Annotated in this window: 19 protein-coding genes; 5 read left to right on the plus strand and 14 right to left on the minus strand. The window is 73.3% G+C overall.

Going from position 1 to position 21,507, the window contains the following annotated elements; genetic code table 11:
- Window positions 1-15: 15 nt before the first annotated feature.
- Together OG625_RS16150 and OG625_RS16155 are read right to left on the minus strand one after the other, a co-directional pair.
- Window positions 16-1,725, minus strand: a complete 1,710-nt coding sequence (locus OG625_RS16150; protein ID WP_329380951.1) for a hypothetical protein — start codon at window positions 1,723-1,725, stop codon at window positions 16-18.
- 395 nt (window positions 1,726-2,120) lie between these two features.
- On the minus strand, window positions 2,121-2,315 hold the full coding sequence (locus tag OG625_RS16155) for a hypothetical protein (RefSeq protein WP_329380953.1): 195 nt from the start codon (window positions 2,313-2,315) through the stop codon (window positions 2,121-2,123).
- Window positions 2,316-2,396: 81 nt separating this feature from the next.
- On the opposite strand from OG625_RS16155, the gene OG625_RS16160 reads away from it, so the two are divergent.
- Entirely contained in the window at window positions 2,397-2,609 is a 213-nt protein-coding gene (locus OG625_RS16160; protein ID WP_443067892.1) for a thioredoxin domain-containing protein, read from the plus strand.
- A 49-nt stretch (window positions 2,610-2,658) separates the two neighbouring features.
- Window positions 2,659-3,063, plus strand: a complete 405-nt coding sequence (locus OG625_RS16165) for a hypothetical protein (protein WP_329380955.1) — start codon at window positions 2,659-2,661, stop codon at window positions 3,061-3,063.
- Here OG625_RS16165 and OG625_RS16170 read toward each other — a convergent pair.
- From OG625_RS16170 to OG625_RS16180, 3 genes are all read right to left on the minus strand, one after another.
- Window positions 3,060-3,944: an endonuclease/exonuclease/phosphatase family protein gene (locus OG625_RS16170; protein ID WP_443067893.1), complete on the minus strand. Its 885-nt coding sequence runs from the start codon at window positions 3,942-3,944 to the stop codon at window positions 3,060-3,062. The two genes, OG625_RS16165 and OG625_RS16170, sit on opposite strands and share 4 nt — an antisense overlap.
- Window positions 3,945-4,054: 110 nt before the next feature.
- Window positions 4,055-5,827, minus strand: coding sequence for a HEAT repeat domain-containing protein (locus OG625_RS16175; RefSeq protein ID WP_329380959.1), 1,773 nt, complete (start codon window positions 5,825-5,827; stop codon window positions 4,055-4,057).
- An 88-nt stretch (window positions 5,828-5,915) separates the two neighbouring features.
- On the minus strand, window positions 5,916-6,191 hold the full coding sequence (locus tag OG625_RS16180; protein ID WP_329380961.1) for a hypothetical protein: 276 nt from the start codon (window positions 6,189-6,191) through the stop codon (window positions 5,916-5,918).
- A 112-nt stretch (window positions 6,192-6,303) separates the two neighbouring features.
- Between OG625_RS16180 and OG625_RS16185 the strand changes: the two genes are divergently transcribed.
- Window positions 6,304-6,810 carry an FBP domain-containing protein gene (locus OG625_RS16185; RefSeq protein WP_329390714.1) on the plus strand — a complete coding sequence of 169 codons (507 nt, stop codon included), beginning with the start codon at window positions 6,304-6,306 and terminating at the stop codon, window positions 6,808-6,810.
- A 96-nt stretch (window positions 6,811-6,906) separates the two neighbouring features.
- On the opposite strand, the gene OG625_RS16190 is transcribed toward OG625_RS16185, so the two are convergent.
- From OG625_RS16190 to OG625_RS16215, 6 genes are all read right to left on the minus strand, one after another.
- Entirely contained in the window at window positions 6,907-7,761 is an 855-nt protein-coding gene (locus OG625_RS16190) for a DUF3626 domain-containing protein (RefSeq protein ID WP_329380963.1), read from the minus strand.
- Window positions 7,762-7,899: 138 nt separating this feature from the next.
- Window positions 7,900-8,376, minus strand: coding sequence for a hypothetical protein (locus tag OG625_RS16195; protein ID WP_329380965.1), 477 nt, complete (start codon window positions 8,374-8,376; stop codon window positions 7,900-7,902).
- Between the two features lie 106 nt (window positions 8,377-8,482).
- Complete coding sequence (locus tag OG625_RS16200) at window positions 8,483-8,698, minus strand: hypothetical protein (protein WP_329380966.1); 216 nt, start codon at window positions 8,696-8,698, stop codon at window positions 8,483-8,485.
- Between the two features lie 83 nt (window positions 8,699-8,781).
- On the minus strand, window positions 8,782-9,276 hold the full coding sequence (locus OG625_RS16205; protein ID WP_329380969.1) for a hypothetical protein: 495 nt from the start codon (window positions 9,274-9,276) through the stop codon (window positions 8,782-8,784).
- A gap of 110 nt (window positions 9,277-9,386) precedes the next feature.
- Window positions 9,387-10,124, minus strand: coding sequence for a DUF2625 domain-containing protein (locus tag OG625_RS16210; protein ID WP_329380971.1), 738 nt, complete (start codon window positions 10,122-10,124; stop codon window positions 9,387-9,389).
- A 1,337-nt stretch (window positions 10,125-11,461) separates the two neighbouring features.
- Window positions 11,462-13,210, minus strand: a complete 1,749-nt coding sequence (locus tag OG625_RS16215) for an AMP-dependent synthetase/ligase (protein WP_329380972.1) — start codon at window positions 13,208-13,210, stop codon at window positions 11,462-11,464.
- A 173-nt stretch (window positions 13,211-13,383) separates the two neighbouring features.
- On the opposite strand from OG625_RS16215, the gene OG625_RS16220 reads away from it, so the two are divergent.
- Complete coding sequence (locus OG625_RS16220) at window positions 13,384-14,394, plus strand: AraC family transcriptional regulator (protein WP_329380974.1); 1,011 nt, start codon at window positions 13,384-13,386, stop codon at window positions 14,392-14,394.
- A 29-nt stretch (window positions 14,395-14,423) separates the two neighbouring features.
- Here OG625_RS16220 and OG625_RS16225 read toward each other — a convergent pair whose 3' ends face one another.
- Complete coding sequence (locus OG625_RS16225) at window positions 14,424-18,185, minus strand: hypothetical protein (protein ID WP_329380976.1); 3,762 nt, start codon at window positions 18,183-18,185, stop codon at window positions 14,424-14,426.
- 241 nt (window positions 18,186-18,426) lie between these two features.
- On the opposite strand from OG625_RS16225, the gene OG625_RS16230 reads away from it, so the two are divergent.
- The gene (locus OG625_RS16230; RefSeq protein WP_329380978.1) at window positions 18,427-19,620 is read left to right on the plus strand and encodes a lipase family protein; all 1,194 of its coding nucleotides are present in this window, start codon (window positions 18,427-18,429) and stop codon (window positions 19,618-19,620) included.
- 38 nt (window positions 19,621-19,658) lie between these two features.
- Here the strand turns inward: OG625_RS16230 and OG625_RS16235 are convergent, their stop codons facing one another.
- Together OG625_RS16235 and OG625_RS16240 are read right to left on the minus strand one after the other, a co-directional pair.
- Window positions 19,659-19,904, minus strand: coding sequence for a hypothetical protein (locus tag OG625_RS16235; protein ID WP_329380980.1), 246 nt, complete (start codon window positions 19,902-19,904; stop codon window positions 19,659-19,661).
- 81 nt (window positions 19,905-19,985) lie between these two features.
- Window positions 19,986-21,503: an alpha/beta hydrolase gene (locus tag OG625_RS16240; protein WP_329380982.1), complete on the minus strand. Its 1,518-nt coding sequence runs from the start codon at window positions 21,501-21,503 to the stop codon at window positions 19,986-19,988.
- Window positions 21,504-21,507 lie beyond the last annotated feature (4 nt).

A 21,507-nucleotide genomic window follows, 5' to 3' on the forward strand; every position in this document is an offset into this window, starting at 1 on the left:
CGCCGGCCGCAGGCCTTAGGGGGTCGGGGTCGGGGTCGGGGCCGGGGTCGGCTGGGTGGCCGGGGCGGTGATCTTGAGGTCCAGGACCAGGGTGACGCCTTCCGCGGCGGCCACGCGGAGCTGGTACGTGCCGGCGGGGAGGGCCGCGTCGGTGAAGAGCTCCGGCAGGAGGAACTTGCCCACCGTGGCCGTCGGGAGCAGCTCGCGGACGTAGACCCGCTTGCCGCTCTCGTCCTTGAAGTACGGGCCCTTCGTGGTCGCCGGGTCCACCGGGACCCACTTGCCGTCCGCGCCCACCTTGCCCAGGCCGACGACGGCGTCGGACACCGCGATCGGCTTGCCCTTGGCGGTGGCCAGGATCTCGATGCCCTTGATGCTCGTACCGGCGACCGCTTCCAGCGGCTCCGAGCCGGTCGGGCGGGCCAGCTTGTCCACGACCGGCTTCGCCGTGACCGTGCCGTCGAAGCTCACCGTGAACTTGCCCAGCGTGTCGTAGGCCGAGGCGCGCAGCGTGAACGTGCCCGCCTTGGTGCCCGGCTTCAGGCCGGGGGCGGCCGCGATGCCCTGGGCGTCCGCCTTGACCACCAGGGAGTCCGCCGTCCCGAAGAGGGTGCCTCCGGTGGTGTCCGCCTCCACGGCGAAGACCACCTCCTGGCCGACGGCCGGCTTGCCGTCGCTCAGGAGCACCTTCACCCGGGGCACCTCGCCGAAGGCCGCCGCGCCGGTCTCGGCCGTGAGCCCGGGCCCGTCGAGCACCGCCAGCTCGGCCAGCCGCGGGGCAGGGGTCGGCGTCGGGGTGGGCGTCGGGGTCGGCGTCGGAGTGGGCGTGGGAGTCGGCGTCGGGGTGGGGGTCGGCGTCGGCGTCGGAGTAGGCGTGGGCGTCGGCCTGACCGGCGGCTGCGGGGTGGGCAGGTTGCCCGGCGGCAGGGTCGGGTAGTTCCCGACGGGCGGGTTCGGGACCTCGGTGACGCCGCCGTTCTCGTACTGCCGCATGAAGCCGATCACGGTGTTCACGTACTCGCGGGAGTTGTTGTAGCTGAGGATCGCCGCGTCGAGCTTGGCCGCGTTCGACAGGTCCCGGTCGCCCGCGCACAGGTAGAGGCCCGCGCCGAGCGCCGCGTCGTACATGTTGTTCGGGTCCCGCTTGGCGTCGCCGTTCCCGTCCGCGCCCCACGTGGCCCAGGTGGACGGGATGAACTGCATCGGGCCGATGGCGCGGTCGTACTCGACGTCCGCGTCCCACTCGCCCTTGTCGGTGTCGCGGATCTCGGCGAAGCCGTTGCCGTCGAGGCGCGGGCCGCGGATCGGCTTCTCGGTGTAGCCGTCGGCCTTGAGGCCGTAGCCGGAGGCGTGCACCGACTCGACCCGGCCGATGCCGGCGAGCAGTGCCCAGGGCAGCTTGCATTCGGGCAGCGCGGCGCCCACCGCCAGTTCGGCGCGCTTGTACGCGTCGAGGGCGGTCCCGGGTATCCCGCTGGCGCCCCCGGCCGCACCTGCGTCGGCGCCCGCGCCCGTGGGCGGCGGGTCGGCGACGAGGTCGGGCAGATCCAGGCGGGCGTCGCCACGGTCGGTGGCCTGTGGGCTGTCCGGGGTCGGCTCGGACTCACCCGCGCCGGCGGTCGACGGGTTGGTGACGACCGCGGCGGTGGTCAGGCTGGCCGCTAGCGCGGCCGTGCACAGGACCTTGCGCGAGGTGCTGACAAGGTGACGGTGAAGCGGCTTCACGGTGCGGCGATCCCCCCAGGACCCGTCAAGGCATTCGACACACGGCCGGTCGGGCCGCGAACATCCCTCTGTTTATCAGGTCTTCGACACCGACTTGCCGTCACCCCGGCAGATGTGACGCACCATTCGTCTCGCCTTCACCTGACCCTCACGGGAGAACGAACACAGGACCTAAGTCCCCGCCCGATATACCCCAATGCCCCCCGGTTTCGGCCCCCACCCCTCCGTACGCTGGGTGTTATGTCCACCAGCTCGAAGAAGGACCAGCGACGCGGGGCCCGCGACCGGCTCCGCGTCGAACGCGAGGCGCAGGCCCGGCGCGCGAAGCTTGCGCGGGCGGCTGCTGGTCGGCGGCTCGCTGATCGCGTACTGGGCATCGCGGTCGGTGTCGGCGTCTACGCCTCGAATTCGGCCGGCGCCTCGGGCTCGGGCGCCGGCTCGGGCTCGGGCTCGGGCTCGGGCTCGGGCTCGGGCGACAGCGAGGCCGCGGGGCGGCCGTTCGTCCAGCCCGCCAACACCTCCGGCAGGGACGGGGTCGTGGTCCCGTACGGCAAAGCGGACGCGAAGCACACCCTGACCGTCTGGCTCACGAGAACCATCCGGAGAAGGAGACGGACGACCGGTTCGGCTCCACCGCCACCCTCCTGGAACTCGCGGACCAGGTCCCCGGTCTGCGTACGCCCGCCTTCAACAAGGCCGTCAAGGAGCTCACGTACATGCCGTGGGTCGACAAGGTCGGCAAGGCCTTCTACGACGAGGGCGTGAAGGGCACCCCGGCGGTCTTCATCGACGGCAAGCAGATCACCGTCAACTCGGGCCAGGGCATCGACTCCATCACCCCGGACGCCTTCAGGAAGCTGGTCACGGACAACCGCAAGCCGTAGCCCCACAGGCCACACACGACCCACACACCCGCCTGCTAGCTTCAGCCGGATGACCGCATCACGAGCACTGGTGTACGACACCGCCTTCCGTGCCCGCGCCACCCGCAAGATGACGTGGGGCTTCGGCCTGCTCGCCGCCGCGGCGGCCGTCTGGCTGTGGATCGGCGCCCAGTTGCTGCTCCCCTTCACCCCCGCGGACGACGACGACAACGACTGCGAATCCCGGGTCTTCTACGAGGACGAGGACAGGCGCGGGCGCTCGTTGTCGTACGTCCAGGCCGAGGGCAAAGCCTGCGACGAGGAACGCGACGTGGCCGTCCTCCTCGCGCTCGCCCTGCTCTCGCTCCCCTTCGCCGCCGTCGGCACGGTCCTCTACACCTCGGGCCGCACCGAGGACAGCCTCAGTTACCACGCGTCCGAGGTGAAGCGCCTCACCGAGCACCCGTACGGCTAGAAGCGGACCCGGGCCGCCACCGGGAGGTGGTCGCTCGCCGTCGCGGGGAGGGTCCAGGCCGATTCCGGGGTCAGGCCGCGGACCAGGACGTGGTCGATGCGGGCGACCGGGAACCCCGCCGGCCAGCTGAAGCCGAAGCCCGCGCCCGCCGCGTCGTGTGCCGGGCGGAACTGCGTCATGAGCGGGGCGACCGCCCGGTCCCCGGTGGTGCTGTTGAGGTCCCCGAGCAGGAGGGTGCGCCCGGCCGGACCGCCCCGCACGGCCTCCGCGAGCCGCCGCGCGGCCGCGTTGCGGCGGGCCGTGTCGAAGCCCGAGGCCGGCCGTACGCGTACGGAGGGCAGGTGGGCCACGTACACCGTGACCGGCCCCTCCGGGGTCTGCGCGGTGGTGCGCAGGGCCCGGGTCCACTCCATGATCGGCACGGCCCGCGTATCGCGGAGGGGGTACGTGGACCACAGCCCGACCGTGCCGCGCACCTCGTGGTACGGGTACGCGCCCGCGAGCGCCTCCGCGTACCGGCCGGTGGCGGGCTCGACCAACTCCTCCAGGGCGATGAGCTGCGCCCCGGTGGCGGCGAGGGCGCGGGCGGTCCCGGCGGGGTCGGGGTTCTCGTCGTCGACGTTGTGCGTGACGACGGTCAGCGTGGCGGTGCGCGTTCCTGCGGCGGCGGTGGCGGCGGCGGTGCGGTCGGTGAAGGTGCCGGCGTGGAGGGCGGTCCAGACGAGCGCGGGCACGAGTACGGCGACCAGCGCGAGGCGGGACCTGCGCAGCAGCGCGAGCCCGGCGAGGAGGAGCACGACGATCCCGCTCCAGGGCAGGAAGGTCTGCACGAGGCTGCCGAGGCCGCCGACCCGGTTCGGGATCCGGTCGTGGAGCAGCATCAGCAGCGCGGCGAAGAGCGCGAGCACGGGGAGGACCCGTCCCTTGATGCGGCCCTTGGTGCGGCCCTTTGCGGGGCCGTTGGCGGGGCCCTTCACCTTCGAGCCCGCCACTACTCGCTGCCCGACCGCGTCGCCAGGTACCAGTTGTACTCGGACGCCAGCCCGATGAAGCCCAGCCGCACCGCGTCGGCACCCCTGGCGAGTGCGTTCAGCGCGGCGGCGATCTTCACATCGTCCGGCCAGCCGTTCACGAGCTCCCTCGCCGCCACGGCGGTCACGTTCACGTCGTCGTCGTGGAGGAGGAGATCCACGAGGACGGGGCACGCCTCGGGATCCCCCCGCCAACCGCCACCCAGTGCTCGGGCGGCAGCGATCCGTACCTCCGGATCGGCGTCGCGGACCAGGTTCATGAGGCAGCCGCGGGCGACGTCGTCGCCTGGCCAGCCGTTCATCAAGGCCTCCGCGACGAGCGAACGCCCGCCGTCGACAGCCCCCTCGGCCAGGGCGATGACGTAGTCGCGGACGACGCTGTCGCCCGAGCATCCGGTGGCCATTGCTTCCAGTGCGTAGGGCAGCTCCACGCTGTTCAGGGCCATCACGAAATAGACGTCCCGCGCGTGGGAGTCGCCCGGCCAACCGAGCGAGAGGGCGCGCACCGCAGCGCGCTGGACGTCCGGACGGGGGTCCCGGCTCGCCACGCGCAGGAGCGCCGCCAGCCCGTCGGAGTCTCCGGAACAGAGCCTGGCGAGGCCTCCGACCACGGCGATCCGCGTCCGGGCGTTCTCGTCGTCGACCATGCGCAGGAGCGTCTCGCGCGTCACCGGCCGATCCGCCCAGTTGTCCACGAGCGACCTGACCGCCTCACCCCGAAGGCCCCCGTCGGGAAGCCTCGTGGCGGCGAGGAGTACGGCGAACTCGTCGTCGTAGTCCGGCTGCGTCGCCGGGCCGAGCGTCACCTCGAGCTCCCGGGCGACCTCGTCCTGACTGTCGTTGAGGGCCTTGGCCTTGGCCAGCGCGCCGGCGATGTCGTCGAGCGCGGGCCCGGCCAGGAACTCCTGCGGCACCAGCCCTGGCCCCGTCCCCGTCCCGTGGGCCGGGGAGAGGGCGAGGTCGGCGGCGTCCGAGTGCAGGGCGAGGCGCTGCACGTCACCCCGGGCCTGCTCCCAGAACCCTTCGAGCCTGCGGACCCGGGCGACGGCCCGGTCCGATTCCGTCTCGGCGGTGCGCTTGAGGGAGAACGCCTGCCCGGTGTCGTCACGCACCGCCGCGATCAGCCGGGCGTCGCCGGACCCGTGGTGGATCCGGGCCAGCAGGGCGTCGCGGTCGGCGATGATCTCGCGCAGCTCGTTGACGATGAAGCAGATGGTCGCGATGAACACCTGCGCGTCCCGCAGCGCGTAGCGCAGCCGCGTCTCCTTGTGGCGGGCGCGTTCGAGCTCCACCTCCAGGCGGAGGACGGCGACGGTGTCGCGTCCACCGTCCACGGGGGCGGGGGCGGGGGCAGGGGCAGGGACCGGGACCGGGACCGGGGCGACCTGATGGGCGGCCGCCCGCACCAGACCCTTCGCCGTCTCGCAGAGCTCGCGGAACTCCTCGGCCGACAGCCCGGAGGCCTTGCTGGTGACCTTCAGGAACTCCCGGACGAACGGCCACGACGGCACGGGCGCCAGGCCCTTCAGCACCCGGTCCACATGGGATTTGGAGTACGGGATCGTCGCGAGCGGATCCGGTGAACCCGCATGGGCCGCCGCCCGCGCGGACTTCTCCTTGGCCGCAACGAGACCCGCCTCGATCTCACGGCTGCCCAGCCCCGCCCGCCGGGCCTCCGCGCACAGCAAGCCCGTCAGCCGCTGCCGGGGCGACCCGTCGCCTTCCGTGGTCATCCGTCCCCCTGCCCGTCCCGTCGCCGTCAGTCGTGGGACGCCGCGCGGGTACGCCCGGTTGCGACGGCGGCCTCCCGAGCTGCCCGAGTCACCGGCGGATCCGGGCGAAGCCGAGGCCGCTCAGCGAAGCCGAGGCACTCGACCGGATCCACCTGCCCCAGCGCGTGTCGTCGGCGAACGCGGCCAGCAGTCTGATGCCCCGCGCGCGGTGTCCTTCCACCTCCGCCAGGGCGCGGGCGGCCCTGACGCGGGCGTCCGCCTGCAGGGTCGGGTCCGTTGCGAACGCGGCGAGCAGGGCCGGTGCGCGTTCCGCGCCGAGGTTGCCCAGGGCCACGGCGGCTTCCATCCGGTCCCACTTGTCCACGGCTGGGTGATGAGCGATGTCGGTGAGGAGGGCGATGCCCTCCTCACGGTGTCCGACTTCCCGAAGATAATGAAATGCGGGCCGACCCGGGAGGACATTAGGGTCGATGCTCGTGGAACCACTCAGCGACAAACAGATCCGGTCATCCTTCGCGAACTGCACCAAGGGTGAGGCGTCACGCCTGCGCCTGCCGCTCGACTTCGCCGAACTGCCGTGGGAGGAACTGGACTTCCTCGGCTGGGTGGATCCGGGCGCGCCTCTGAAGGCGCACCTCGTGATCCCCCGGCCGGACGGCCCCCTCGGCATCTCGCTCCGCGTGCCCTCGGTGAGCCGCACCAGCGCCCTGAAGTCGAGTCTCTGCCAGCTGTGCCTGACGGCCCACGCCTCCTCCGGGGTCACCCTGCTCGCGGCTCCTTTGGCGGGCGCCCGCGGCCGCGAGGGGAACACGGTCGGGATCTACGTGTGCGCGGACCTCGCGTGTCCCCTCTACGTCCGCGGGAAGCGCCTGCCGAAGCTGCGGACGGCCCGGTACGAGGAGTCCCTGACGCTCGACGAGCGGCTGGAGCGGATGTCCGGCAACCTGGACTCCTTCGCGGCCCGGGTCACCGCCGGCGCGTGAACGGGCGGCCGCCCAGGTCGGCGCCGACGGCGGCGCCGGCCCGTCGCCCCTGACGGGCGACGAGCAGAGCGCTGACAGTGCGACGCCAGGGCCTCGTCAGGCCTCCGATCCGGCCCCGAACCGGGCGAGGTAGTGCCACACCCTCTTGAGCGCCTGCGAGTCGTGAAGGCCGCCCTCCCCTGCCGCCTCGCCGAGAATCCGGGGATCCAGCCACCCGTCGACGGCGATCTCGGCGCCCAGCTCGACGAACTCCCGGCCGCGGTAGTCGGGGTGGCGGCGCAGCTCCTCCACGGCGAGCCGGAACCCGGGATGCCACTCCACCGGGCAGCCGAGCCGCCCGGCGGCCGCCTCCACCTCCGTGCCCCGGTGGGAGGGGTCGAGTACGAGCGCCTCCACATCGCGGTCGAACCGCACCGGGCCGTGGACCTGCGCCTCGATGTAGTCGTCGAGGGCGTCCTGCGCGTCGGCCTCGGCGAGCACGATGAGCCGCGCGCCGGCGCCCGCGACCCCGAAGTCCGACGGCTCCAGGAAGCTGTCCGGGTAACAGAACGTGGTCCGCGCCTGCGCCTCGGTGCGCAGCCGGAAGTGCGCGGACCCGAAGCGGGGGGCACCGCCGATGGGCTTGCGCCGGAAGTTCAACGCCCCGTACACGGGCCGCTCGTGCGCGGGCGCCTCGTCGTAGGCCCCGCCGAAGATCCGGCTCTCCCACCGCCACCGGTCCCCGCCGGGGTGGGCGGTCAGCCCGCCGTTGCTCGTCCCCGTGACGAACTGCGAGCGGTAGACCCCGTCCTCGGCCAGCGCCTCCAGGACGGTGCGGCGGCCGCGCACGCGCCGGTCCGGGTGGAAGTTGAGCGTCACCCGCAGCTCCGCGTCCAGCGCGGGACCGGAGGACAGCGCGGCAACGTGGCGCAGAGCCTGGGCCTGCGGTGCGCGGAGGACGTCGGTGTTCATCTGATCATTCTCCATCGGGGCGCGGCTGCTACGGCTGAGTCCATCCGACCGGCTGGGTAACGGCCCGCCGGACGGCGCTGATGCGCCACAACCCGACGACGGCCCGAAGTCCTCGGTAACCAACCGGCCGTCGGCGGCTCAATCCCACCACAGCGACCACACCGTCGAACGGACCCAGCCGTCCCGGTCGCCGGTCCCCCAGCGCGACACTCCCGGCAGCGGCTCGGCCAGTGCCGGACCCAACTGCCGTGCCAGCCGGTCCGGGTCGTAGTCGTCGCGCCAGCCCTCCCGGTCGTCCTCGTCGTCGAAGGCGCATTCCATCGACCACCGGACCAGCTCCTCCACGGTGGTGGAGTCGGCGCCTTCGAACCGGCGGGAGCGGGCCAGGCCCTCCGGAGAGTGCAGCGTGACGTAAGGCCACCAGCCGGTCTCTCCGTGACTGCGGCGCCACTCGTCCCACACCTCGCGCACCCGGTCGCGCGCCACGGACACCCCGATCACCACGACGCCCGAGGGCATGACGGCCCGCTCGACGGCCGCGTGTGGGTGACGTACCCGCAGCGTGCGGAGGAGCTCGTCGGCGGGGAGATCCGGCTGGTGGAGGAGGGTGCTCACAGCTTCAGGACCCTACGGTCGGGCCCGAGCCGGCGCATTCGGATATCGACCGGATCGGCCACGTCCACCACGTCCACCACGTCCACCACGTCCACGCCGGCAGGGTCTAGGCAGCGGCCCCGCCGCCCGACGAGCCGAACATCAGGCCCTTCAGGGCCAGCTGGGCACCGCGATAGAAGGCAAGAAGAGAGATCACCGCGAAGAACAGCGCCGGCCAGCGCCAGGCACTGTCGAAGCGCGTGCTGATCACGATGACACCCACGACCTGCAGGAGTCCGCCCAACACGTTGCCCACAAGTCGCATCATCAGTCTGATCCTCACGCCGCCAACCGTAGGCGATCAACTCGCCTACGGAGCAACGGCAATGGCCCATCCACCCACCCTGGCTGCACGCACGACCCCGTTCAGAAGACGGCCGTACCGATCCCGACCACAAGGCCTCCCACGAATCCCAACGCGATGACGAGGATCAGCCCGCCCAGCCCGGCGAAGAAGAACCCCTCCCCGTCCCCGAACCGGCCGCGGCTCGCACTGGCCAACAGCCACGCCGACAGGGTGAGGAACGGTACGAGGACCAGCCCGGCCCCGGTGCCGAGCTCCTGCACGGCGTACCCCGACAGCTCGTAGGCCTTCCCGTTCGCCGTCCGGACCTCCACCTCGGCGCCCTTCTCGTACCGCTCGGCGGCCATGTCCAGCACGATCTCCCGATCCGGCCGGTCCTCCCGCCGCGGGGTGTACCAGCCGGTGCAGCCGGTGCCGTCCGAATGGCCCTCCGCGTCACTGGCCCCGTGGCACTCGTCGATCCTGACGACCCCGTCCACGGGCCCGACCCCCACCACGGCCGCCAACTGCGGCCCGGGCAGCAGCCACACCACCCATCCACCCACGGCAAGGGCCACCACTCCCCCCACCCCAGCGACCCCCCGCCCCAACACCCTCACGGCACGCCGCACGACAGTCCCCCTCTCCCGTTGTTGGCCGGATACCCGGCCGAAGGGCCGATTAACGTTCACACGAGGCCGAGGAACCCCGGATCGACCCCGTTGAGCTGCACACACGTATCACGGCTCAAGCCCAGCAACTCAGCCATCGGTACGCGGCGACGGCTGGCCGCCTCCAGATCCCTACGCCCCTCGGCCGACCACAGCGGCGGGTAGACCGACAGGCCCTCCCTGGCGTGCAGCCCGGAGACCTCCTCGCGCCACGCGGGCCACCGCACGCCCTCGTAGAACCCCTCAAGGTTCCCGGCGAGCATCCATGACAGCCACGCCGAATACCCGGCGCCGAGCGCCTCCCAACCCAACGCGTCGGGAGCGAAGTAGACGACCTCGCCGACTTCGCCAGGCCGACCGACGGCGCCGGGGTCCATGCCGTTGAGGGCGAAGACCCCGCCCAACACGTCATGAGCCACCACCAACCCCGCGTCCGGCCGCCACACAGGATCGAAGGCCGCAGGCATGCCGTTGACCTCGGCCAGCCCCGGCGGGCCCGGCAGCCCACCGGAGGCTGCGGCACCCGGACTCCCGAAGACCCGCAGCCACCCCCCGTCCACGAGCAGTCCGCCACAGTTGAGCACGATCCCCCCGAGGTACGACCGGGCGGTCACCTGAAACTGCAGCAAGCCGGCCCGCCCACACTCGGCATCAGCGGCCACCACCTCAACCGGCACCTGCGAACCGGCGAGCTCCTCAAGGAGGGCGGGCCAGGCTGGATCTTCGACGTTGATCAACTCATGGAGTGCACGCATCCCGGCATCGTCGCAGGAGGAACCGAGACGGCGGGGCGGGGTCGGGGGCTCGGGGGTTGGCGGGACCTTCACTGACCGGAATCAGAGAAGGCTTGGGGATTTCCCGTCAGTCCCATCGTCCTTCCGCGTCGGGCCGCCCTGTCAAGGGCGCTCCTCCTTCGTCGTCGCGTCGCTTCGCGATGGCCTTCGGCCACCCTTGACAGACCGCCCCGCCCCGGAAAAACGAAGACTGCCGGGAAACCCCCAAAAGAACGGGCCGGGGGACAAAGGAAAAGGGCGGGGCGGTCGGGGATGTCCGACCCTGCTCCGGTAGGGGGCAGGCCCGGCCTCGGGCCCTCCCAGGCCTCCATCAGGACTGGTCAGGCGGCCAGGCATCGCCAAACACCGACCACAAGCACCTCGGGGGCAGCAGGCGCGTCAAATCGCTACGCGCTCCTCGACGACGGCGTCTGCAGCACTCTTGGGCTGGGCATAGGCCGCCACGGATCGCTACGCGCTTCTCGACAACGGCGACCGTCGGCCGCCTGGGGCTGATGAGGGGCGAAAAGAGCTGACGGGAGGCCTGGAAGGGCCGTTCGTCGGCCCAGCCGAGCTGGATTCACGTCAGGACGAAGACGTCACCACAAACCCATGCCTAAACAGGTGCAATTGAGGAAAATCGACAGCTGTCTTCGTCGGCTCCTTCGCCTGACCGCCGCACAGCTCGACATGGCCGTCATTTGGGATCGTTTCCGCCCCAGACGGCGGTCAGACGCCGTCGTCGAGAAGCGCGTAGCGATCTGCCGCGGCTTATGACCAGCCCAAGACTGCTGCAGACGCCGTCGTGGAGGAGCGCGTAGCGATTGACGCGCCGGTCGGGGGCTGGGGTGCTTGTGGTCGCTGTTTGGTGAGGGCTGGCCGACTGCCCGGTTCAAGGCCGGGGCTGACGGGCCCGGGCTGGAGCCTGCCCCTACCGGAGCAGGGTCGGACATTCCCGGCCGCCCCGCCCTTTGTCTTCTGGCCCGGCCCGTTCTTTTGGGGGTTTCCCGGCAGTCTTCGTTTTTCCGTGGCGGGACGGTCTGTCAAGGGTTGAGCGCAGCGAAATCGCGAAGCGACGCGACGAAGGAGCGCCCTTGACAGGGCGGCCCGACACGGAAGGACGATGAGACTGACGGGAAACCCCCAAGCCTTCTCTGATTCCGTTCAGCATGGACCCCGCCCCCCGACCCCGCCCCCCAGCTCGGGGGCGGGTGGGCAACCCCCGCCCCCCGGGCGGGGCCCGAGGGGGGAGAAGTGCCGCACGCGCGTGGCCCCGTACCACCCCGCCCCGCCGGGCGTCCCCGCCCCGCCCCCGCCCCCTACCCCCCGTACAGCCCCTCGATCTCGCTCGCGTAGCGCTCCGCCACCGCTCTGCGGCGGAGTTTGAGGGTGGGGGTGAGGGTGCCCGCCTCCGGGGTGAAGTCCTCCGGGAGGATGTGGAAGGCGCGGATGCGGGACGGGCGGGAGAGGGTGGTGTTGGCTTCGGCGACCGCCTCCGCGATCAGGGCGCGGACCGACGGGTGGGTTGACGGGGAGTCGCCCAGGTCCACGGCCTCGCGGGTGGCCCAGGACGTGAGTTCCTCCGCGTCCAGGGTGATCAGCGCGACCGGGTGGGGGCGGCGGTCGCCGATCATGACGGCGCGGGAGACGTAGCGGGAGCGCTGGATGGCGAACTCGGCCTCCGTCGGCGTGAGGTTCTTGCCCGCCGAGGTGATGATCAGCTCCTTCTTGCGGCCCGTGATGCTGAGGTAACCCTCGGGGTCGAGTTCGCCGAGGTCGCCCGTGTGGAGCCAGCCCTCCGCGTCCAGCGCCTCGGATGTCGCCGACGCGTTGGCGTGGTAGCCCGGGAAGACCATCGGGCCTCGGGCGAGCACCTCGCCGTCCTCCGCTATCCGCACCTCGCAGCCCGCGATGGGGCGGCCCACCGTGCCGTAGCGCACCGCATCCGGGTGGTTGAGGGAGATGACCCCGCCCGACTCCGTCATCCCGTACCCCTCGTACACGGCGATCCCGCAGGCCCGCAGGAAGTCCAGGGTCGCCGGGGCGATCGGGGCGCCGCCGGTCAGCGCCCACTTCAGCCGGCCTCCGAAGGCGCTGCGGACCAGGGAGTAGAGGGTCTTGTCGGCCTCGGCGTGCTGCTCGACGAGGGAGTCGGGGAGTCGGCGCTCCGCCGCCAGGAGTCCCGTGCGCACGGCCTCGTCGAGGCGTTCCCGGCCGCCCTCCTGGGACTCTGCCAGCGAGAGCACCACCGAGTGCAGCTTCTCGAACAGGCGGGGGACGGAGGGCAGATGGGTGGGGCGCACGACGGACAGCTCGGCGAGGACGTCTTCGATCCTGCCGCCGAAGTAGCAGAGCTCCCCGCCCTCCAGCAGCGTCGTGAACTGGATCAGCTGCGCCAGCAGGTGCGCGAGCGGGAGGTAGAGGTAGGTGGAGTCCCCGGGGCCGCCCCGGACCAGCGGGAGGGTGGCGTCCTGGATGGCGCCCAGGTTCGCGTGGGTCAAGCGGCAGCCCTTCGGCAGGCCGGTCGTGCCCGAGGTGTAGACGATCGAGGCGTCCGCGTCGGGGGTGACCGCCTCGGAGCGGGCGAGGAGTTCGGGCGCCGGGGCGAGGGGAAGGGTGGGGAGGTCGTCCATCAGGACCACCTCCCGCAGGCGCGGCAGCTTCGCCCGGAGCGCCTCGACCCGCTGCGCCTGCGCGGCGTCGTCGCAGACGACGAGCACCGCCTCCGAGTCCGCCAGGACCCAGGCGAGCTCCTCCTCGCCCGCCGTCGGATACACGGGTACGAGGACCGCGCCCGCCGCCAGCACCCCGAAGTGGGTGTACGTCCACTGCGGCCGGGTCTCCGCCAGTACGGCGACCCGCTCGCCGGCCGCCACCCCCAGGCCGAGCAACGCGCGCCCGACGGACCGCACTTCCGCCCCCAGCTCCTCGTAGGTGCGGGTCTGCCAGGCTTCCCCACCCTCCCCCGGCGCCCGGAACCTGAGGGCTGCCTCCGGCCCGTACCGCTCCTCGGTCCACTGGGTGAACCGTGCCAGCGTGCTCGGCCGACCGTCGTCGACGACGTCCATCGCATGCCCTCCCGGGAGTTGGTGGCCTTCGACGCTAGGCAACCGGGCCGGTGCGACGGCATGACCGGAAGCGTCACGCGCACTGGCCTGAGCGCTCAAACCGGCACCACCCGCCGCCACCCGCCGCCGTCACGCACGTATCGCCCGGCGCCCCCGCGCGTTACCGTCGGACCATGGGCAGGCGGACGATCACCGTGCACCACGTGCGGGCCGTGCTCGCGGGGGCCCGCGGCAGCGGCATCGACACCGTGCCGCTGCTCCAGGAGGCGCAGATCCCGCCGCTGCTGCTGGGCGACGACCGGGCACGGATCACGCCCGCGCAGTTCGCCCGGCTGTTCCGGGCCCTGTACCGGACCACGCAGGACGAGTTCCTCGGCCTGAGCGCGGTCCCGAGCCGCCCCGGCACCTTCGCGATGATGTGCTACGCCTCGCTCGGCTGCCGCGACCTGGGCGCGGCCATGGAGCGCGCCGCCGCCTTCTACGGACTGTTCCCGGGCGGTCCGGAGCTGGTGCTCGAAGTCACGGGCTCCGAGGCGCGGTTCACCGTGCGCAACGACTTCGCCCGCGACGAGGAGCGGTTCCTCACCGAGTGCGTGCTCGCGATCTGGCACCGGCTGAGCAGCTGGCTGATCGGGCGGCGCATCCCTCTCGCCGGCGCCGCCTTCGCCTATCCCCCGCCGCCACACAAGGACGAGTACGAGATCCTCTTCGACTGCCCGGTCCGCTTCGGCGAGGACCGTACGGGGGCCGCGTTCGACGCGCACTGGCTGACGGCTCCGCTCGTACGGGACGAGGCCGCGCTCGACGCGATGCTGCGCCGCGCCCCCTTCGACCTGCTGTCACGCCCGGAGTACGGGACCACGGTCGCGGAGCAGGTGCGCCGGACCCTGACCCAGCGGCTGCGCGCCTCGCCGCGGCTGCCCGCGCTCGGGGAGGTGGCGGCGCTGCTCGCGGTGTCCCCGGCGACGCTGCGGCGGCGGCTCGGGCAGGAGGGGACCTCGTTCCAGGAACTGAAGGACCACGTGCGGCGGGACGCGGCGATCGCGGGGCTGGCCGAGAGCGGGGAGCCGATCGCGGAGCTGGCGGCTCGGCTGGGGTTCTCGGAGGACACCGCCTTCCACCGGGCGTTCCGGCGGTGGACGGGGACGACGCCGGGGGCGTACCGGATCGCCTCGGGCGGGTAGCACCCTCCGGGCGTCCCCGCCCCGAAGGCTCAGGTGCTGCCCACCACCACCGCGTACGCGGCGTCGCGCACCTCCTGTTCGGGATGGTCGCGCAGGGCGAGGACGGCGCCGCGACAGGGGTCCGGCCAGTCCTGGCGCAGGCCGATGGCCGAGGCGAGGGCGACCGCGAGCAGGCCTTCCGCGAGGCCCTCGCCCATGGCCGCGACGGCGGCGAGCACGGACTCCGGGGCGTCCAACGCGTCTCCGTACCGGTGGTGTGCGTGCAGGTCGCGGGCGAGCTGACCCGCGAGGACGGGACGCCCCTGGGCCGCGTGCGCGATCTCGCGCAGAGCCGCCTCCACCTCGCGCGGTGGCGCGGTGAGGTCGACGGCCTCGACGAGGAGCGAAGCCCGCAGGGACGTCAGGGCCGGCACGTCGGCCAGCTGACGCGCGAGGGATCCGTACAGCCGGGCCGGGCCCCGCGAGCCGGACATGCCTCCGAGGAGGGACTCCAACCGTCGCCGGGCCGGCAGGTCGACGCCCCGACGACCGCCGGAGTCCTGGGACTCGCCGGCGGCGACGATCTCCATGAGTCGGTTGACGACTCCGTGCAGGACGCTGCCCGGCTCGGCCCCGCCCACGGGATGCGGCAGTTCGGACCCCGCGATGACGCGCAGGCTGTACTGGGCGCGTTGCACGCTGTCGGCGGGAACCGAGAGGTCGCACCAGAGGTCGCCCAGGACCGCTGTGGCCTCGGGTGCGTACCAGGCCCAGTCCGCGAGGGCGTACAACGCCACGGCGGCCACTTCCCTGTCCTCGACGACCGCCAGCCGGGCGGCCAGCGCCGCGTAGCGCGGGCGGTGGGGTGCTGGGACGTGGAGGGGCTTGCGGCCCAGGAACTCCTTCCGGGCCGCTGCGGGGCCGTCGGCGACCACCGCCTCCAGGATCTCCCAGGCGCCGGGCGCGGGGAGGAGGGAGGTGGCCTGGCCGCTGACGGCCGCCCGTACGTCGGGATGGGTGCGGGGGTCCCGGGCGGTCGCGGCGAGCAGCACCGCGGCGGGTTCCCGCGGCAGGTGCAGGGCCGCCAGGCGGGCCGCCGACTTGCGGACGGTCACCTTCACCCCGCTCTCGCGGGTCAGCAGGTCACGGAGCAGGGCGGTGACCAGGCTGGGGCGGGCTCGGTTCGCGACGCGCCCGGCAGCGGCCCAGGCGGTCGACGCCCCGTCGGTCCCGGCGTGGTCGAGCAGGGTCGCGAGGGCCTCGGCCGGATCGTAGCCGTGGGCCGAGGCCTCCAGCGCGGCGCGGACGAACACCGGCTCGACGGGTACGCCGCCGGGCCCGACGGGGGCGCCAGGCTCGACCGGGCCGCCCCCGGGTTCGACGGGTACGCCAGGATCAACCGGACCGCCGCCAGGCTCGGCCGGGCGGCCGCCGGGCTCGACGGAGCCACCGCCCGGCTCAACGAGGAGGCCCCCCGGCTCCACGGAGCCGCCGCCCGGCTCAACCGGACCACCGCCAGACTCGACGGAGCCACCGCCCGGCTCGACGAGGAGGCCCCCGGGCTCGACGGGGAGGCCCCCCGGCTTCGCGGAAGGCAGGTACTGCCGGACCAGGGCGGGCCCGTGTTCCGGTACGGAGGCCACGGCGCGCAGCAGCGCCGCACGCTCGTCCAGGCCCCGGCTCTCGTCGCCGAGGGACGCCCGGACGAGCCGGACCGCGGCCTCCTGCTGGCGGGGCAGCCATCGTGCGGCGTACCGGAGGTCGGGCAGTGCGCGCGCCGCACCCGGCAGCGGGAAGCGGCCCGGGGGCTGCGTCTCGACGAGGACCCGGTCCAGGAGATCGGTCCGCTCGGCGGCCAGTACGCCGAGCACGGGCGCCGTGTGCGCGGCCGACGGCTCCTGCTCCAGCAGCTGCGCCACGCGTTCGCCGCGCGTCGCCCGGTCGCCCAGCCACAGGGCGGCCACCCGGGGGAAGTCGGTGTCCGAGCAGGAGCGCAGGGCGCGGGCGAGCCGGTCCTGCAGCTCGGGGATCCGGTGGACGCGCCTCCCGAACGCCTCCGCCACGGCGACCAGGGGCTCCGCATCGCCCCGGTCGGCGGCCCGGTCCAGCCACGGCAGCAGGGCTTCGAGGACGGCGTCCTCCCGGCCCGCGCGCAGGGTGCGCTCCAGGGCGCCGAGTTCCGCGGTGCCGGTGTGCGCGGTGAGCGCCTCCAGGATGCGGACGGCGGTGCGGCGGGCGTACGACGGGGCGTACGACGCCGCGTACGGGGCTGCGCCGGCAGCGGCGAGGGCCTCCTCGGCGGGGCAGTCGAGCAGGGCCAGGGCCAGGTCGCGGATCGTCCCCCGGGTCAAGGGCGAGCAGTCCCTGGCCTCCAGCCCGTCGAGGCACAGCCGCTCCACGGGCCCGGCCGTCGGAGCCGCTCCATCCGCCCCCGCACCGTCAGCGGTCGCCGCCCCGGCCGCCACCGCCATCGCCGTCACCAACAGCGCCCCGGGCAGGCGTACGAAGTCGTCCAGGACTCCCCCGCGCACCGAGTCGCGCTCGTTGCCCAGCCGGGACGCGGCCAAAGTCATGATCTCGGCCACGACGGCGGCGTCCCGGGTGGACCCGGCGTTGCGGACGAGCGCGCTCCAGATCCCCTCGCGGTCGTCGACGTCGGCGCCGGGGAGTGCCGCGAGCAGCTCCGGCCGGGCCTGGCTGGGCGGCATGAAGGCCAGCGCCCACCAGTAGTCCCAGTCCGACAACCCCTCGGCGCCGCGCCTCGCCTCGATCTTCGCGGCGGCCGCGGCGCGCCGCTGCGAGGCGGGCAGCAGGTGGACCACGGAGTCCCGCAGAGCGGACCCGGCCCTGCGCGGATCGGCCGCGAAGGCGGCTTCGGCGAGCGCGCGCCGGCGGGAGGGGGGAGTCGACGTGAGCAGGATGGTGAACGCCTCCCGGTGGACCCAACAGGAGGCGAGGCGGGCCAGCGAAGGCGGTTCGGCGGCCGCGAGCCGGCGCAGGACCCCCCGGCTCGGGGTCCGCTCCCAGCGGTGGTGGTGGCGGGCCCGGTCGGCGAGCCACCGCGTGACCCGCTCCGCGTCCACCGCGACCAGGAGGTCCAGCCGGTCGTACACCGGTCCGGGCAGCGTGTCCGGGCCGTGGCGTTCCAGCAGTTCGAGGACGCGTTCCGGCGCGGCGGGCACGGCGGCCCCGATGCCCGTGGCGTGCCGCGCCCACCAGGCGTCGCGCCAGCGGTAGGGCAGGCCGGCGAGCTCGCGGTCCGCGTGGTCGAGCACGGCCAGGGGGTGGCGGCCGCCCAGCCGTCCCCACCCCTCGAAGGGGACCGCGTCGGCGAGCTCCGGCAGCATCCGCGCCGCGAACTCCGTGGAGCAGCCGGGCAGCAGCCGGGCCGCGTCGCCCTCGCCGTACTCGGCGCGCAGGCGCGGGACGAGCCGCTCGGCGAGCTCGGGCCGGGTCCCCTCGCACAGCAGGCGGGCCAGGTCGGCGCGAACGACCGCCGGGGCGTCGTCGTAGGCGGCCTCGACGGCCCGGTCGGGCACGGGCAGCCGGCGTGCTCCCCGCAGCGCGTACCGGCGTACGACGGGATCCGGATCGGCGAGCCGGGCCGCGAGGTGGGGTACGTCGCCACCGGTCAGGGCCGCCAGGGCGGCGAGCCTGCGCTCGTACGGACCGAGGGCGACCAATTCAGCCAGTAGCGGGGCCAGTTCGCCCCGGTCGGCGAGGCGGCGGGCGGTGACGGCGGTGAACCGGAGCCGGGCGGCGTGCGGGAGCGGGGCGACGGCGGCGAGCAGCTGCTCGGCAGTATTGGTCATCGCCTTCATTGTGCGAGCAGGACCGGACAAGTCCCACCGATTTACTCCCGCCGCCGCTTACTCCCCGCCTTGGCCGGTTCCGGCCCTGCGTGTCGCGCGTTTGTACCGCACCCGCGCGTGGCGCGACAAGGGCTGCGAACCAAGGCCAGTAAAGGTGAGCTGCGCGGTCAACGACCTTCCTACCGGTCGGTCACTACCGTCTCCTCACCTGCCCCCACACGGAACCTCGGGAGAGCCGCCCATGCGCGTCCGAAGCATCCGAAACCTCCGGAGCACCGCCCTCGCCACCGTGGCCGCCCTGGCCGCCATCACGGCCGGAATCCCCACCGCGACCACCGCGACCGCAGCCACGACGGAGGCCGCCACCACGGAGGCCGCCGCCCCCGGCGACATCGTCACCAGCGCCCCCTCCGCCTTCCACCCCCTTCCCGGCCAGCCCACCAACACCAAGGCCTGGAAGGTCCACTACCGCTCCACCACCGCCGACGGCGCCCCCAACGTCGTCTCCGGCACCGTGATCGTCCCGCAGGACGGCCGCACCGGCCCGCGCCCGCTCATCACGTACGCCGTCGGCACGGTCGGCATGGGCGACTCCTGCGCGCCGAGCAACAACCTCCCGTACGGCACCTCCATGGAGGCCAACCTCATCCAGCAACTCACCCTGCGCGGGTGGGCCGTGGTCGTCACCGACTACGAGGGCCTCGGCACCCCGGGCGTCCACACCTACACCGTCGGCCCCTCCGCCGGGCACGCCGTCCTCGACGCGGCGCGCGCCGCCATCCGCCTCCCCGAGGCCGGGCTGTCGGCCGACGCCCCCGTCGGGATCATGGGCTACTCGCAGGGCGGCCAGGCCGGCAGCTGGGCGGCCGAGCTGCAGGGTTCGTACGCCCCCGAGCTCCGCGTGAAGGGCACGGCGACCGGCGGCGTCCCGGCCGATCTCCTCAAGGTGGCCGAGTTCAACAACGGCTCCTACGGCTCCGGGCTCATCTTCATGGCGGCTGCCGGCCAGGACGCCGCCTTCCCCGAACTGAAGCTGGACTCCTACCTCAACCCCGTCGGCAAGCTCCTCGTCTCCGGCATGAAGGAACACTGCGTCGCGATCGACGCCATCGCCGGCTCCTTCAAGCGGATCTCCGACCTGACCACGCGCGACCCGCTCGCCCAGCCGGACTGGCGGGCCCGCCTGAACCAGAGCAAGCTCGGACGGACCGCCCCGGCCGCGCCGGTCTACCAGTACCACGCGCTCGCCGACGAGCTGATCCCGTACGGAGTCGGCCGCACCCTGCGCTCCGACTGGTGCGCGAAGGGCGCGAACCTCGAATTCGACACGATCTGGATCGGTGAGCACGTCAGCGGCGTGATCACCCAGTCCCTGGCGGCCGGCAACTGGCTGGCGGACCGTTTCGCAGGCCGCTCGACGCACTCCAACTGCTAGGCCGTCCGTTTCGGATCACGGCCGGCTCCGGCGGGGGCTCAGCCCTCGCCGGTCAGCCGGTTCCGCATGAAGGGGTAGGCGAGCGCGTATCCCGCGGCGACCACGGCGGCGAGCGCGGCGCCCCAGGTCAGCGCCGTCCCCCAGTCCCGGCCGTAGAAGTGTCCCAGCCCCGCCGTCACCAGCCCCACGATCAGAGCCATCAGCAGGGCGGACAGCAGATGGCCGCCCCGGGTCTTGACCTTCCCGGGAAGGAAGTTGGCCAGTAATTCCGCGATCACCATCACGCCGGTGCCTCCGATGCCTGAGGAGCGGATCTTCCCACGCGCCGCTCCCGCGCCGCCGTCGGTCACGGACCGCCCGCCGGGTCACTCTCCCCCGGCTACCGCTGGGGGTGCCCCCACGGCGGGGCAGGACCGCGTCCCGGACGGCAGCCGGCCGTCGATCAGGAACCGGTCCGCGTACCCCTGCACGCACCTCGACGCCGAATAGCCGGTGTGCCCGTCGCCCTTGAAGTCCACGATCACCGCCGAGCCGAGCCGCTCCGCCGTCTCCTCCGTCCACTCGTACGGGGTCGCCGGGTCGCCGCGGGTGCCGACGAGGAGCATCCGCGGGGCTCCGGGGCGGTCGATCCTGCGGATGAAGTCGGTGCCCGCGGGGCGGCCGTAGCAGGACAGCACGGTCAGCAGCTGGTTCGGCCCGAAGATCTTCGAGGCCTTGAGGAACTCCCCGCGCAGCCGGTCCTGGATCTCGTCCAGCTCCTTCGCGACGGCGCCGGGGGACTTGCCCTTGACCGTCAACCGCTCCGGATCGTCGGCGCAGTTCACGGCCGTCAGCGCGGCCTCGGCGTTGTCGGCGGGCACCGCACCGGAATCGCTCCTCCGGTACTGCCCCTCCGGACCGCCGAGTTGGAGCAGCCCGGCCGGGTCGCGGCGACGCTCGGCCAGGGCGAGCGCGTCGGCGAGCTCGGGCCACGTGTTCTGCGAGTAGAGGGCGGCGCCGATCGCGTCGACCGCGTCCTGCCCGGTGAAGTACGAGCCGTCGTGGCCGATCAGCGGCTGCTTGTCGAGCCGTTCGACGAGGGCGGCGACCTCCTCCTTCGCGCTGCGGGTGTTGGTCCCGTAGACGCAGCCGTGCCGGCGGGCGCACCAGGCGAGGAAGTTGTCGAGGGCCCGCTGCTGGCCGCGCGCCGATACGAGGGCCTGCTCGGCGAGCGGTTCGGTGAGCGTGTCGACCCCGTCGAGGACCATGCGGCCGGTCCTCTGCGGGAACAGCGCGGCGTACACCGCCCCGATCCGGGTCCCGTAGGAGAAGCCGAGGAAATCGAGCTTGTCCTCGCCGAGGGCCTGCCGGATCCGGTCCATGTCGCGGGCGACGTTCACGGTCCCGATGTACGGGAGCACGGGCCCGGAAGCCAACTCGCACCGCCGCACCACGGCCCGCAGCGCGGCGAGCTGCGCGGCAGCGTCCCCTCCCTCCTCCTCGGGCGGCCGGGAGCCGCCGCAGGAAACGGGCTCGCTGTGGCCGACACCGCGGGGGTCGAAGACGACGAGGTCATAACGCTTCCCGAGCTCCGCGAACGCCTTGGGATCCCCGGCAAGGGTCGCGATGCCGGGGGCGCCGGGCCCGCCGAAGTTCAGCACCAGCGAGCCGATGCGCCGCCGCTGGTCGGTGGCGGGTATCCGCCCGAGCGCCAGCCGGACGCTCCCCGCGGCCTTGCCCTCGTAGTCCAGCGGCACGTCGATGCTCGCGCAGCGCATCCCGTCGGGAACCCCTGCCTCCGGACACGCCCCCCACCGAAGCCCCCCGGGCGCGGGGGCGGCCCCGAGGGCGGCCAACACGAGCGCGCCGAGGGCGCCGAGCGCAGCGATACGGGCACGGGGCACGAAA

It is taken from the genome of Streptomyces sp. NBC_01351 (assembly GCF_036237315.1).
In the GTDB taxonomy this organism is placed as follows: Bacteria; Actinomycetota; Actinomycetes; order Streptomycetales; family Streptomycetaceae; genus Streptomyces.